General features: G+C 57.8%; 12 protein-coding genes. 11 read left to right on the forward strand and 1 reads right to left on the reverse strand.

The window, feature by feature from the left end; genetic code table 11:
• Positions 1-105: 105 nt before the first annotated feature.
• From pnuC to CKW29_RS01585, 8 genes are all read left to right on the forward strand, one after another.
• Complete coding sequence (gene pnuC / locus CKW29_RS01550) at positions 106-669, forward strand: nicotinamide riboside transporter PnuC (protein WP_095147791.1); 564 nt, start codon at positions 106-108, stop codon at positions 667-669.
• Entirely contained in the window at positions 666-1190 is a 525-nt protein-coding gene (locus tag CKW29_RS01555) for an AAA family ATPase (protein ID WP_095147792.1), read from the forward strand. Before pnuC ends, CKW29_RS01555 begins: the two co-directional genes overlap by 4 nt.
• A gap of 332 nt (positions 1191-1522) precedes the next feature.
• On the forward strand, positions 1523-1960 hold the full coding sequence (locus CKW29_RS01560) for a hypothetical protein (protein WP_095144324.1): 438 nt from the start codon (positions 1523-1525) through the stop codon (positions 1958-1960).
• 1 nt (position 1961) lies between these two features.
• A complete protein-coding gene (locus CKW29_RS01565; RefSeq protein WP_095144325.1) occupies positions 1962-2534 on the forward strand; it encodes an adhesin in 573 nt (190 codons plus the stop codon).
• A 52-nt stretch (positions 2535-2586) separates the two neighbouring features.
• Positions 2587-4044 carry a heme utilization protein gene (locus tag CKW29_RS01570; RefSeq protein WP_095147793.1) on the forward strand — a complete coding sequence of 486 codons (1458 nt, stop codon included), beginning with the start codon at positions 2587-2589 and terminating at the stop codon, positions 4042-4044.
• Positions 4045-4106: 62 nt separating this feature from the next.
• Positions 4107-4787, forward strand: coding sequence for a C39 family peptidase (locus CKW29_RS01575; RefSeq protein WP_095144327.1), 681 nt, complete (start codon positions 4107-4109; stop codon positions 4785-4787).
• A gap of 32 nt (positions 4788-4819) precedes the next feature.
• Entirely contained in the window at positions 4820-5578 is a 759-nt protein-coding gene (locus CKW29_RS01580; RefSeq protein WP_095147794.1) for a hypothetical protein, read from the forward strand.
• Positions 5579-5624: 46 nt separating this feature from the next.
• Complete coding sequence (locus tag CKW29_RS01585) at positions 5625-6905, forward strand: hypothetical protein (RefSeq protein WP_095144329.1); 1281 nt, start codon at positions 5625-5627, stop codon at positions 6903-6905.
• 278 nt (positions 6906-7183) lie between these two features.
• On the opposite strand, the gene CKW29_RS01590 is transcribed toward CKW29_RS01585, so the two are convergent.
• Positions 7184-8509: a sigma-54 dependent transcriptional regulator gene (locus CKW29_RS01590; protein WP_095144330.1), complete on the reverse strand. Its 1326-nt coding sequence runs from the start codon at positions 8507-8509 to the stop codon at positions 7184-7186.
• A 344-nt stretch (positions 8510-8853) separates the two neighbouring features.
• On the opposite strand from CKW29_RS01590, the gene CKW29_RS01595 reads away from it, so the two are divergent.
• The 3 genes from CKW29_RS01595 (at position 8854) to nhaB (ending at position 12350) form a co-directional block, all read left to right on the forward strand.
• Positions 8854-9120, forward strand: coding sequence for a hypothetical protein (locus tag CKW29_RS01595; protein ID WP_095144331.1), 267 nt, complete (start codon positions 8854-8856; stop codon positions 9118-9120).
• A gap of 343 nt (positions 9121-9463) precedes the next feature.
• Positions 9464-10753 (forward strand): hypothetical protein, encoded by a 1290-nt coding sequence (locus CKW29_RS01600; protein WP_095147795.1) that lies wholly within the window; start codon positions 9464-9466, stop codon positions 10751-10753.
• Between the two features lie 94 nt (positions 10754-10847).
• Entirely contained in the window at positions 10848-12350 is a 1503-nt protein-coding gene (gene nhaB / locus CKW29_RS01605; RefSeq protein ID WP_095144333.1) for a sodium/proton antiporter NhaB, read from the forward strand.
• Positions 12351-12360: the final 10 nt, after the last annotated feature.

The following is a 12360-nucleotide window of genomic DNA, read 5'->3' on the forward strand; positions in this document are numbered from 1 at the left end:
GGCGAGGGGGGACTGCTTTGCAGTCCAACGGTGGCAAGCCCCCTCGCCACATTTCCCTGCTGCTGTACAATCAGCGCCCTCTTCGACTTCCCCCAAGGAACCGCCATGTCCGGGCTTGAACTGTTTGCCGCCGCGCTCGGCGTGATTGCCGTCTGGCTGACGGTCAAACAGAACCCCTGGTGCTGGCCGATCGGCCTGGTCATGGTGCTGCTCTACAGCTGGATCTTTTTCGAAGTCAAACTCTACTCGGACATGCTCCTGCAAGTGATCTATGCCGGTTTGCAACTGTATGGCTGGTGGCAGTGGACCTGGGGCGGCGACACGCATCATGGCCGACAGGTCACCCGCCTGGGCAACGCCACCCTGGCACGCGACCTGGCCATAGGCGCGGCCGGTAGTTTGCTGCTGGGTGCCGCGATGGCCCATTTGACCGACGCCGCCCAGCCCTGGCTGGATGCCGCCTTGACCGGCTTCAGCCTGGTGGCCCAGTTGTGGATGGCGCAAAAACGCCTGCAATGCTGGCCGCTGTGGATTGCCGTGGATGTGATCTTTGTCGGGCTGTTCCTGTACAAGGGACTGTACCTGACTGCTGCCCTCTACGCCCTGTTCACCCTGCTGGCCATTCAAGGCTGGCGCACATGGCGCAGCGATCCGCTGCCGTGCCCATGAAAGTGTTGGTGCTGGCAGGGCCGGAATCCAGCGGCAAAAGCTGGCTTTCGGGCGAAATTCACGCCCATTTTGGCGGCATCCTGGTCGGTGAGTACGTTCGGCATTTCATCGAATGTGAAGCCCGCGAAACCTGCTACGATGATGTTACATCCATAGCACATGGCCAGCTGACTTGGGAGGATGAAGCCCGCGCCGAAAAGCCATCACTGTTGATTCTCGATACGCACCTGTTGAGCAATATCCTTTGGAGTCGCACGTTGTTTGGCGCGTGCCCGACGTGGATCGAGCAAACATTGCTGGCACGGCACTACGACCTGCATTTACTGCTGAGCCCTGAAACCGTGGCCTGGCATGACGACGGGCAGCGTTGCCAACCGCAACTGGCGGAACGCCAGGCGTTTTTCCAGGCCAGCCGCCAATGGCTTGACCTGCACCGCCAGCCTTGCCAGGTACTGCAAGGTGATTGGAAACAGCGCAAGGACGCGGCATTCGAGGCTGTGACGCGTTTGCTCAAGGCCTGACAGAGTTCCCCGCCCTGCCGCAAATGTCCATTTCTGAAACACCCCCCCTTGCGCAAACCCGCGAGCTAAAGCGGCCAAAACACGCCAGCAAGAACATGTCACGCCACTGATACAACCTGCCTTCAGCGCCCTTAACGAGCAATGCCGCCAGTATGGACGGCGCTTTTTTTGCGTGGCTCTGTCTCAGTGGCGTTACAGATTTTTTTGACCACCTCGACAATTAAATCCAACTAACTGTTTTTAAAAGAAAAACAAAAACCGGCACACCTTCTGCTCTCTTCCCCACAACGCTGATAAGGGCCAGCGTTTCACTTACAGAAGGAATTGCCACCGTGGGGAAATTTGATAAAAGCATCCATAGCCTCCTGCTGATCGGGTGCGTACTGGGCTCAAGTGTTTGCCTCCCTTTACAAGCTGACAACGGCATCATTGTTATCACCCGTGATGTCCAACCGCGCAACGCAGTGCGTCCGCCGATGGTTCCCGACCCCGACCCCACGACCGCCAATGCCAACCCGTCCAAACAGATCCTCAGGCAAACGAACGAGTTGAGCGACGGCGACTTTGCCAGCGTCGCCAGTGGTGCAGGCATCTCCCGCCTGGTCACTCAAGGCACCAACAACCTGGGCGGCAATATCACCAACCAGCCCCAGCTTTCCAACCTCCCCGCTGGACGTTCGGGAAATTCGGGCAACGGTATTGCCAACATGGTCAATTCAAACGTCCAGCAAGGCCTGGGTGCTCTGAAAATCTTAACGGGAGACCGTTGAGATGAATCGCACGCTGCTGATTATCGCCATGTTTTGCAGTGCATCGACCTTTGCCCAACCTCCCGTTATCAATAACGCCGACATCGACGGTTCGGGCATGCAGTACCAGGGCAATCTCTCGGTCAACCAGGCGGCCGGCGATCAACAGCAACAGGCCAACGCCCGGGCCATCGCCATTGGCAACAACGCCAGTGCTACCACACAGATTCGCCAACGGCTGCGTACGCAGGTCGACCCCAGGATCGATGCTCGATCCAGCATCCAAGGCGACTCCTTCAGCCACGGCAACGGCGTACTGGGCGTCAACCAGAGCACGGGCGCGAGCAACCAGCAAGCCAATGCCCTGCGGATAAGCATCGGTACACAGCCGCAAAGTATCGACGACAGCGTCCTCATGCAACAGAACGTGGCGCTGATCACCAACTCCGATCCAACTGACTCTGCACCAGGCTATCGCCAGGTCGCTACCAGCGATCAGGCCTTCACCGGTAGCCGTGGGGTGATCCAGTTGAATCAGAGCGCCGGGGTGGGAAACCGAACGGCCAACACTCTGAGCGTACGGGTCAGGGATTGACCCAAACAGGTAGGAACAACACTTAACCTAAAATAAAGTACGGAGAATCACCATGAAACCTTCGATGGCACTCAAGCCTCTGGTTTTCGCAATTGCTGCGGTCATGGCTGTTGCTGTACAAGCTGGGCAAAACGAACCGCGTGGCAATGGTCACCATAATGGCCATCATAACGGCGGCCACCACACCACTCCTCCTCCAACCAAGATCCCTGTCTACGCGACTGCAGAGGCGAACGATCGGCAGCGCAGTACCGGCAACCGCATCCGCAACGAAGGGACTGAGAACGAAGCCGAAATGAGCAGCTCTGCCACAGGCACCAGCGGCAACGTCGGCGTCAACGTGGCAGCAGGCGCCGGCAACCAACAAGACAACGCGGCCGCCATCGCAAACGCTGCCTCCGACTCCAGCCTCGATAACAGCTTCGTGTTCGGCACTGCTACTGCCACCGCTGACGTCAGGCAGTACAGCAACAATAACAGGGTCGATAACTACGGCAGCACAAACTCTGCCGTGATGAGCGGATCGGGCAATAGCGGCAGCGGCAATATGGGTATCAACATCGCTGGCGGCGACCTTAACCAACAGAAAAACACCATGGCAATTGCCAATACCAATGCCCCACTCGGTAACGCAACCGCCACCGCCTCCGCCGATCAACACGGTCCTGGCCTGACCGTAAATAACAACGCCGACCGGACGTATCGCGTGGATACGCTGACGGTGACCAAATCGGCCAGCGGTAGTTCCTCTTACAGCAAGGAATCCGATTTGAGCGTTGATAAGAGCGCTTCTTCGAACTGGGCTGCGAGCGGCGCCAACAGCTTTAATGTGAGCGGCTCCAAGAGCTCAGAGGCCAGCGGCTCCAAGAGCTTTGATGCCAGCGGGTCCAAGAGCTACGATGCCAGCGGGTCCAATAGCTACGATGCCAGCGGGTCCAAGAGCTTTGATGCCAGCGGGTCCAAGAGTGCTTCTTTGAGCGCTTCTCTGGAAGCGGCTCTGGATGCTTCCAAGACCGTTTCTTGGGATCATGGCCGTCACGAAGGCAGCCGCAGTGAGTCTGTCGACGCCTCGCTGAGTGCATCGCTCGACGTATCGGTCGATAAATCGTTCGATAAGTCGTTTGACTCCTCGTACGATAAATCGTCTGCCTCCTCATACGATAAATCGTCTGCCTCCGCGTACGATAAGTCGTCTGCCTCCTCGTTCGAAAAATCGTCTGCCTCCGCGTTCGAAAAATCGCTTGATTCCTCGTACGATAAATCAGGCAGTAAATCGTCCGATTCTTCATACGACAAATCGAAAAGTTACAGTGAGAGCAGCGCTTACGATTTGAGCAACACTTATTCCTTCCAAGTGCTAACTCCAACTGGCTGGGCAAACCCTGTGACCAACACTGCAACCCTGAGCGGTTCGGTGAATGGCGGCAGTGGCAATCTGGGCGTCAACGTGGCTGCTGGTGTGGGTAACCAACAAAGCAACTCGCTGGCCATTTCCAACAACTCGTTCTAATGGCTGTCCCTGGAGGCCCCCTTACGGGGGCCTTTTTCAACACAACCAGAAGGCGTCCCACCATGCGCATTATCGCCTTGGTATTTTTGCTTTGCGTGGCCAGTGTGATCGAGGCTGCACAAATGCCGCTTTCCGTCTTGCCGGGCGGCGCGGTGGTGTATAAGCCGATCCAGAGCATACGTGAGCGTAAATTTTCCGACCTGGTACAACAGAAAACCGACTTCAGTTGCGGCGCAGCTGCGCTGGCGACCATCTTGCGCCAGGCCTATTGGCTCGACGTGAATGAAGAACAGATCATCGAAGGCATGCTGGCACACTCCGATCAAGATCTTGTCCGCGTCCAGGGCTTCTCCATGCTCGACATGAAGCGTTACGTGGAAAGTATCGGCATGCGGGCCCGTGGCTACCGGGTAGCGCCGCAAACGTTGAGCGAAATCAGAATTCCGGTTGTGGTACTCCTGGATATCCGTGGCTACAAACATTTTGTGGTCATGCAAAGAGTCCATAAGGACTGGGTATATATCGGAGATCCGGTACTCGGTCATAAACGTTACAAAGTCGACGACTTTGTCAAAGGCTGGAACGGCATCATCTTTGCCGTCATCGGCCAGGGCTACGACAAAACCAATGCGTTGCTCGACCCACCCATGCCACTGACCGCCAGGAACCGCATCAACACCTTCACCCCGGTGCAAGAGGCAGAGTTGATGGATTTCGGATTCATCCAAAGCGACTTCTTCTAATGACAAGGAGCACGACGCTCCGGGAGCATCCAATGAAGACTCCAATCTGGCTAGCCGTGGTTTGCCTGGCCGCCAGCCTGCCGACCCAGGCACAGACGTTCAAACCCATTGAACTGAACGATCAGGAGTTGGCGACGCTGCGAGGCCGCTATGTCATGCCGGGACGAATCATCAGCTTCGGCATTGTCATGACCAGCGCTTGGCAAAATGCCAGCGGTGAAGTGATCGGGGCAACTTCCTCGATGCAAATTCAACAATCGACTATCACGCCACAGTTCTATGTGTCGATGATCGACGAAAAAGGTAATGACTCAGCGCGTTTGCAAGGCACCGGCACCGGCACCGGTACCGGTACCGTCATTGGCGGCAGCGGCCTCAACAGCACCGAAGGCGTCACGCAAGTCGTGCGTGCTGCCGGCGACAATAACACTGCCTACAACAACGTTGATATCAACGTCACAAAGGCTAGCCAAGCGCCAGCAACGCAACAACAGGGTCAGGCACTGGCCGCAGGCTCGACGTTGGTCAACGCCAATGGTGCGGGCTCGCTGAGCGTTTCCTCGACCGGTACGGGTGTGCAACTCAACATCGTGGCCAACAACAACCAGGGCAGTACCCAACAACGCCTGGCCCAGGGTGGGCTGATGCAGAACACGACGTTGCTCGGCGATAGCAACCGGGTCAGCAACCTCACGTCCCTCAATGTCGTGCTGCGTGACAACGTGCCGACAACCGGATCGCTTAATGGCAACCTGGACCAGCTCAAAGGTCTTCGCACTCTCGGATTCTGATCTACGCTCAGTCTCACCCGATGTAGTCAGAAGGGACGGATAACCCATGCACCGTTCGTCAACGTTCAGAGCTATCGTGTGTTTGAGTAGCCTGGCCCCGGCCACATTGCTATACGCAGCAACGGACCCCCAGGTCGAAGCACTAAAACAAGAACTCATGGAGTTGAAACAGCGTTACGAAGCACAACAGAACGCGCTGATGGTACTCGAGCAACGCGTTCGCCAAGTCGAGGAAGCACCTGCGACACCGGCTCCCAAACGCCTGACCAAATCCCCCGCCGAAACGACCCAGGGTGGCCAGACGGTGGCCGCCGGTGCGCCGGGCACCACAGGCAGTTCATACGGCCAATCGCTCAAGGATGACTCGGAGCCTGCGCAAAGCGTTTCCAACCTGTACGACGAAGCCAGTGGGTTCTTCGGCGGCGGCAAGTTCAGCGTCGAAACCGGCCTGACCTACACGCACTACGATACCCGTGCACTGGTGCTCAACGGCTTCCTGGCACTGGACTCGATTTTTCTCGGCAACATCAACCTCGACCGCATCAAGGCCGACAACTGGACGCTGGACCTGACCGCCCGCTACAACCTGGCACAACGCTGGCAGTTCGACATTAACGTCCCCGTGGTGTATCGCGAATCAACGTATTCCTCCGGTGGCGCCGGTGGCGCCGGCCCGGTGACGTCGGACGCAACCGTTACCCGCGACCCGACCATCGGCGATGTGAACGTTGGCGTTGCTTACAAGTTTCTGGATGAGTCGGCCAGTCTGCCCGACGCGGTCTTTACCCTGCGCGTCAAGGCACCGACCGGTGATGACCCTTACGGCATCAAGCTGGTCAATGACCCGACCAACGATAACCTCTCGGTACCCGAGGACTTGCCTACCGGCAACGGTGTCTGGGCGATCACCCCAGGTATCTCGCTGGTCAAGACCTTCGACCCGGCCGTGCTGTTCGGCAGCCTGGCCTACACCTACAACATGGAAGAGTCTTTCAGCGACATCAGCCCTCAGGTCAACTCCAAGGTGCCCGGGGACGTGAAGCTGGGCGATTCCTGGCAGGTCGGCGCCGGCATTGCATTCGCCTTGAACGAGAAGATGAGTATGTCGTTCTCGTTCACCGATCAGTTCGCCAGCAAGAGCAAGATCAAGCCGGACGGTGGCGATTGGCAATCGATTTCCAACAGCGACTACAACTCGGCCAACTTCAACATCGGCATGACCCTGGCCGCAACCGATAACCTGACGATCGTTCCTAACCTGGCCATCGGCCTGACCGAGGACTCGCCAGACTTTTCCTTCAGCCTGAAATTCCCGTACTACTTCTGATCGGCCCCCAAAAACAGCCATTTTTTCGGCGTAATGCTGTTCAGTCAAGGAGATGAGACCGCATGTGTAGGAGCGAGCTTGCTCGCGATGAACTCAAAAACTCCGCGGTTACTCAGAAAGTACGCGTAATCGTTAACGTCCATCGCGAGCAAGCTCGCTCCTACAAAGGTCGGCGCTCGCTTAACTGAACAGAATTGCGCTTTATCGGCATTTTTTTCTGTTGATAGCTGCACGTTTTCAGAACTTTTACTTGCAGCTTGCAGCTAAAAACTTGCAGCTCAACGTATCTGATGCTTGTGCAACAAACGGTAGAAGGTGGGCCTGGATATCCCCAGCACCTTGGCGGCGATGCTCAAATTATCGCTGTGACGGTTAAGTACATCACACAGGGCCTGGCGCTCGGCACGGGTCTTGTAATCTTCCAGCGTGCCCATGGGGGGGGCTACGGCCTGATGGCTGATCAACCCCAGGTCCCGGGCCTCGATCTGCCGACCTTCGGCGAGCACCAGCCCGCGGCGGACCCGGTTGGCCAGTTCGCGAACATTGCCTGGCCAATCGTGCTTGCCCATGGCGACCAATGCATCCTCGCTGAAGCTACGGGGGCGGCGTCCGGTTTCCTGGCTGTAGAAATGGGAAAAATGGTTGGCCAGCATCGACAAGTCACCCTGGCGTTCGCGCAAGGGCGCGGTGACCACCTGCAGTACGTTGAGCCGGTAGTACAGGTCTTCACGAAAGCGCTTGGCCTCGATAGCCGACTCGAGGTCGACGTGGGTGGCCGCCAGCACCCGAACGTCCACCGGTATCGGCTGGCTGCCACCCACGCGCTCGATGTGTTTTTCCTGGAGGAATCGCAACAGATTGGCTTGCAGCTCCAGGGGCAGGTCGCCGATCTCGTCGAGGAACAGCGTGCCCCCATTGGCGGCCTCGATACGCCCGACCTTGCGTTGATGGGCGCCAGTAAAAGCACCCTTCTCATGACCAAACAGTTCGGACTGGATCAAGTGTTCGGGAATCGCCCCGCAATTGATCGCTACGAAGGGTTTGCTGTGGCGTTGCGACTGGCGGTGCAGGGTTCTGGCCACCAGTTCCTTGCCGGTGCCGCTTTCTCCGCGGATCAACACCGGGGACTCGGTGGGCGCCAGTTTGCTCAGCAGTTTGCGCAACTCCCGGATCGGTTTGCTGGTGCCCAGCAGCTCGTGCTCCAGCTGATCAACGTAGATCGTGCCCTTGCCACGTAGCCGCGCCATGCCAAACGCGCGGCCGAGCGTCACCTGGACCCGGGAAACGTCAAACGGCAAGGTATGAAAATCGAAAAACCACTCGCAGACAAAGTCACCTACATTCTGCAGGCGTAACATTTCCTGATTGAGGACGGCAATCCACTCGGTGCCACTACGGCTGATGAGTTCCTTGACCGCCTCCGGCCGCCCAAGATGAAAAGGTTGCAGACGCAGCAACCCGACATCGCAGGTGCGATCGGTGGCGATTTCCAGGCTGCAGCTGTCTACATCCCAACCGATGTCACGCAAACCTGGCAACAGACGGTAGCAATCCTCACAGGGGTCTACCACCAACAAACGGCGCACTACGGGTGTATCGATCATGACTGTTCCTTGACGCCAAAATAATAGAAAAGGTATTAGAAACAGTCGTTTGGCGGTCCTGCGGTTAACATTAGCAAGATCTTGACACTTTCTTGTATCGTTTAACTATAAGGTTAATCGTGTTTTCGTTATAACAACCCGTCTGGCAAGCCCGCTGTCGATTGGAAACCTTTCATTCAGCTTTCAATGCAGCGCTTTACCTTGTGTATTTGAAAGAAAGATGAAATTTCTTTTGATTGTGTGTGACCTGCCCATGGGTTGCGGGCATCAGTACAAGTAACCAGCCGAACGGTAAGCCCAACCGACGGCACATCACTTGATTGGGCACATAGAGAGAAGACCCCATGAACGCCCCGCTCCGTATCAACGAAGCTCTTTTGATTGCCGACCGCGCATTCACACCTTTCCAATGCGTGGCCTGGGCCCCACAGGACGGTAGCGGCGAACTGACGCTGACCGTCATCGACCGCACCAGCACCCCTATTGGCCGCAAGCAGATCCCTTGCAGCGCCTACAGCGATCCGGCACAACTTGAAAACCTGCTCAAACAGGCCCGCGCCGAACTGAGCGAAGAAGGTTATCAACTGCAATCCTGGACAATGCCGCAATAACTTGAAGAGCAGGTGGATTACAGTCAGGTAATCCACCTCTTTCTATATGTATCCCCCACGCCCGCCTGCCGACGGATGGGCCTTAGTTCGTTTTTAGTGTTTGCCTGATGGCGGCATACTTACAGTTTTCGATTAGACTGGCGATCAACGGTCGTACGGGGCCGCTAAACCCTGAAAGTCTTCAAAAGACACTGTTCTGGCACAAAATGCCGCTCCGCCTGTAATGTCTGCCAGTTGTGCATCGCCGCGATCAGCGCTTGAATGATTGTTTGGTGAAGTCTTCCCACCCTCCTTGGTTCTGGATCAGGGTTCCGGATCAGGTCGACTCGCAGGGAGATGCGGCATGCCCACCCATCACGCTTTTACCTTCGGTGCGGCCCTCGAGCCGGCGGGTCAACTCGATACGAGCTTTGCATCCGCCGGTAAGGCATGGGTCGACTTTGCCGGCAGCCAGTGGAGCATGGTCAACGATGTTGTCGTCGACACCATGGGCCGACTGCTCGTGGCGGCCAAGGTAGGCATGAACGACACATCCTGCTATGGACTGGCCCGGCTACAGGCCAATGGTTCACCGGATCTGGGCTTTGGCACCCAGGGCAGTTTGACCGGGCAGTTCGAAGGCGGCTTTGAAGCCACAGGCAGCAAGGTTCAGGAACTGCCCGATGGGCGGATCCTGTTGTCCGGCCTGCAGTATGAAAGCCCCCATCGTACGCTGCCAGCCCTGGCGCGGTTTGATCAAGACGGACGTCCAGACCCGACCTTTGGCAATCAAGGCGTGCAGGTGGTGCGTCTGCCCGGCAATTTGTCCCGGGGGCTGCGCGACGACTGGTTACCTGCGGGGGTGCCTGGCGCCGAAGCCTGCGACACTCAGGTTCAGACCGACGGCCGCCTTCTCCTGCTGGCCAATCATCACTACGAACTCGCGGACCACGTGGGTATCCTGATCCGCCTTGAACCGGACGGAACACTGGATACCACGTTCAACGACCGCGGTTTTATCATGGTCCGCCACCTGCTGCTCAACACCTGGCTTGCCCGCTTGTTGCTGCAAAAGGACGGCAGGATCGTGGTGGCTGGCTCCATCGATCTACCGCAGGAAGGCTTGCTTGCACGCTATGACCGCGATGGGCAGCTGGACATCAGTTTTGCCGAACAGGGTTTTCTCAGTTTCCGCACCCAGGGCCGCAGCGCACAGGTCAGCCATGTCATCGAGCAGCCTGATGGACGCCTGCAGTGTTTTGGCAGCAGTCGCGACCCCATGCACTGCCTGATGCTGAATGTGCGTAGCGATGGCCGGCCTGACAGTCATTGCAATAGCGGACGTGCGCAGGTGCTAGAAATCGGCCGCACCCCCAGCCAATGGACTGCAGCCACTGCTTGCCCCGATGGTCGGGTACTGAGCGCAGGTTCGACCATCGGCGGGATTGAAGGGGATTTCATTCTGGCGCGCTACCTGCCGAACGGACAGCTGGATCGCGGCTTCGGCAGGGGTAAAGGCTGGGTCCGCACCCGTTTGGGGCGCAGCCAGGACACGGCAACCTCGGTGGCGCTGCAGGGGGACCTGCGGATTGTGGTTGGAGGGCACTCTCTGGACGGTCGCCATCGTGCCGTACTGGTGCGCTATCTGGGCTAACGCTTGCTATCCACGTGCAGCAATAATAATCAAGAACTTGATCTTCAAGGAGTGTTACGGCAAGTTGCGCGCTTCTTAAACAAAGGAGCAACCGATGTCCGGCTCAATGGCCCAGGCGTTTGCACATAATTTCCTCGGGCATTCACCACGCTGGTACAAGGCGACCATTCTCGCGTTCCTGATTCTCAACCCCCTGGTGCTGTGGACCGCAGGTCCGGTGGCGGCCGGCTGGTTGCTGGTGGCGGAGTTCATTTTCACCTTGGCCATGGCCCTTAAATGCTACCCGCTGATGCCGGGCGGCCTGTTGATGGTTGAAGCGCTGCTGTTGCGCATGACCACGCCACAGGCCCTGTACGACGAGTTGCTGCACAACTTCCCGGTGATCCTGCTGCTGATGTTCATGGTGGCAGGCATTTACTTCATGAAGGACCTGTTGCTGTTCCTGTTTTCCCGACTGCTGCTGGGGGTTCGCTCCAAGGCCATGCTGGGCCTGATGTTCTGTTTCCTCTCGGCCTTCCTGTCGGCGTTTCTCGATGCCTTGACGGTCACCGCCGTGATTATCAGCGCCGCCGTTGGGTTCTACTCGGTGTATCACCGCGTGGCCTCGGGCAATGACCCACGCCAGGACAGCGAGTTCAGCAACGACGACAACCTGCCGGTGCTGCATCACGAAGACCTGGAACAGTTCCGCTCGTTCCTGCGCAGCCTGTTGATGCATGGTGCGGTGGGCACGGCACTGGGTGGCGTCTGCACCCTGGTCGGGGAGCCGCAGAACCTGCTGATCGGCCATGAAATGGGCTGGCACTTCGCGGACTTCTTCCTCAAGGTCGCACCCGTCTCGCTACCGGTGCTGGTGGCTGGCCTGGTGACCTGTGTCTTGCTGGAGAAACTGCGCTGGTTTGGTTACGGCACCCTGCTGCCGGACAACGTCCGCGCCGTGCTGGCCAACTATGCCGCGCAAGACAACGCAGAGCGCACGTCCCGCCAGCGTGCCGCACTGCTGGTGCAAGGTGCGGCGGCGCTGGTTCTGATTGCCGGCCTGGCATTGCACATTGCCGAGGTCGGGTTGATCGGCCTGATGGTGATCGTGCTGATTACCTCGTTTACCGGCATCACCGATGAACATCGGGTCGGCAACGCGTTCAAGGACGCCATGCCGTTCACTGCCTTGCTGGTAGTGTTCTTCGCCGTGGTGGCGGTGATCCATGACCAGCAACTGTTTACCCCGCTGATTCACTGGGTACTGAGCCTGCCCGCCGATCAGCAGCCAGGCATGCTGTTCATCGCCAACGGCGTGCTGTCGGCCATCAGCGACAACGTCTTCGTGGCCACCATCTACATCACCGAGGTCAAGCAGGCGTTCCTCTCCGGTCATATGAGCCGTGAGCACTTCGAAACCCTGGCGATTGCCATCAACACCGGCACCAACCTGCCCAGCGTCGCGACGCCCAATGGTCAGGCGGCGTTTCTGTTCTTGCTGACCTCGGCCATCGCCCCGCTGATTCGCCTTTCATACGGGCGCATGGTGTGGATGGCGCTGCCGTACACCATCGTGATGGGGCTTCTGGGTTGGTATGGGGTGAGCTACTGGTTGTAATCGGTGCAGG

Source organism: Pseudomonas sp. Irchel s3a18, from assembly GCF_900187535.1.
GTDB lineage: Bacteria > Pseudomonadota > Gammaproteobacteria > Pseudomonadales > Pseudomonadaceae > Aquipseudomonas.

What these genes read in the sequence shown, in the direction of transcription:
- pnuC (WP_095147791.1), top strand. Translation starts at nt 106, where the DNA reads ATGTCCGGGCTTGAACTGTTTGCCGCCGCGCTCGGCGTGATTGCCGTC.
- CKW29_RS01555 (WP_095147792.1), top strand. Translation starts at nt 666, where the DNA reads ATGAAAGTGTTGGTGCTGGCAGGGCCGGAATCCAGCGGCAAAAGCTGG.
- CKW29_RS01565 (WP_095144325.1), top strand. Translation starts at nt 1,962, where the DNA reads ATGAATCGCACGCTGCTGATTATCGCCATGTTTTGCAGTGCATCGACC.
- CKW29_RS01570 (WP_095147793.1), top strand. Translation starts at nt 2,587, where the DNA reads ATGAAACCTTCGATGGCACTCAAGCCTCTGGTTTTCGCAATTGCTGCG.
- CKW29_RS01575 (WP_095144327.1), top strand. Translation starts at nt 4,107, where the DNA reads ATGCGCATTATCGCCTTGGTATTTTTGCTTTGCGTGGCCAGTGTGATC.
- CKW29_RS01580 (WP_095147794.1), top strand. Translation starts at nt 4,820, where the DNA reads ATGAAGACTCCAATCTGGCTAGCCGTGGTTTGCCTGGCCGCCAGCCTG.
- CKW29_RS01585 (WP_095144329.1), top strand. Translation starts at nt 5,625, where the DNA reads ATGCACCGTTCGTCAACGTTCAGAGCTATCGTGTGTTTGAGTAGCCTG.
- CKW29_RS01590 (WP_095144330.1), bottom strand. Translation starts at nt 8,509, where the DNA reads ATGATCGATACACCCGTAGTGCGCCGTTTGTTGGTGGTAGACCCCTGT.
- CKW29_RS01595 (WP_095144331.1), top strand. Translation starts at nt 8,854, where the DNA reads ATGAACGCCCCGCTCCGTATCAACGAAGCTCTTTTGATTGCCGACCGC.
- CKW29_RS01600 (WP_095147795.1), top strand. Translation starts at nt 9,464, where the DNA reads ATGCCCACCCATCACGCTTTTACCTTCGGTGCGGCCCTCGAGCCGGCG.
- nhaB (WP_095144333.1), top strand. Translation starts at nt 10,848, where the DNA reads ATGTCCGGCTCAATGGCCCAGGCGTTTGCACATAATTTCCTCGGGCAT.